Here is a 1089-nt window from a genome sequence, read left to right on the forward strand (position 1 = left end):
ATGGCCGGTGCTGCCGTGGCTACAGCCTCCGGCGCTTCGCATGTCAGGCGCGCGCCGAGCCGCCGCGATCAAAAACGGGTTGCCGAAGCTGTGCGGCGCATCGAACTCGATGCAGACGGGCCGGTTTCCCTTTCAGCGCTTGCCGATGGGACGGCGACCAGTCCGTATCATTTCCTGCGCATCTTCCGGCAGGTGGCGGGCATGACCCCCTACCAATTCCTGCTCAGGACGCGATTGCACAGGGCCGCGGTGCGGCTACGCATGTCGGACGATACGGTTTCCGCGATCGCTTTCGGCGCTGGCTTCAGCGATCTGTCGACCTTCAATCGTCGTTTTCGGCGGATCATGGGGCAGACGCCAAGCCAGTATCGCAGCCGCCGTGGCGCATAGGTCGTTTCTGCTTGGTGAATCGGCCCGGTGCACCGCAAAGGCAGACACGCAGGCTTTTGCGTCAGGGCGGTGAAAACCGCCTTGGCCATATCGTCGCAATCATCGGTATCCATTTGAAATTACCATCAAAAATGACACTGGAAAAGTGCCGTGAAGGTTGGAGTTTCGGGCTTGCTTCCTATATAAGCACCAAGTGATTCCTGATTAGATTGTGATCCGATTTGACCGACCAGAAGACACCGCGCGGCGCCGACGGCGGCCCCACCGGCATCGAGCCGATATCCATCGTCGAGGAGATGCAGCGCTCCTATCTCGATTACGCCATGAGCGTGATCGTCAGCCGTGCGCTGCCGGACGTGCGCGACGGCCTGAAGCCGGTGCATCGCCGCATTCTCTTCGCCGCCCATGAGAGCGGCTACCATTGGAACCGCAAATATGTGAAGTCGGCGCGTCCTGTCGCCGACGTGATGGGTAAATACCATCCGCATGGCGATGCTTCCATCTATGACGCCTTGGTGCGCATGGCGCAGGACTGGTCGTTGCGCGTTCCGTTGATCGACGGGCAGGGCAATTTCGGCTCCATCGACGGCGATCCGCCTGCGGCGATGCGCTACACGGAAGCGCGGCTGACCAAGGTCGCGCACGAGCTCCTGGAGGATATCGACAAGGATACCGTCGATTTCCAGGACACGTATGATG

Annotated in this window: 2 protein-coding genes; both read left to right on the plus strand. The window is 60.5% G+C overall.

Annotated features, from left to right (window positions below):
• On the plus strand, positions 1-390 hold a 390-nt coding region (locus EN969_RS32430), incomplete at its 5' end, for an AraC family transcriptional regulator (protein ID WP_164758726.1).
• 221 nt (positions 391-611) lie between these two features.
• Positions 612-1089: DNA gyrase subunit A (locus EN969_RS32435; protein ID WP_281060052.1), on the plus strand; the 478-nt coding region annotated here is incomplete at its 3' end.

The organism is Mesorhizobium sp. M7A.F.Ca.CA.003.01.2.1 (assembly GCF_003998945.1).
Classification (GTDB): domain Bacteria; phylum Pseudomonadota; class Alphaproteobacteria; order Rhizobiales; family Rhizobiaceae; genus Mesorhizobium; species Mesorhizobium ciceri.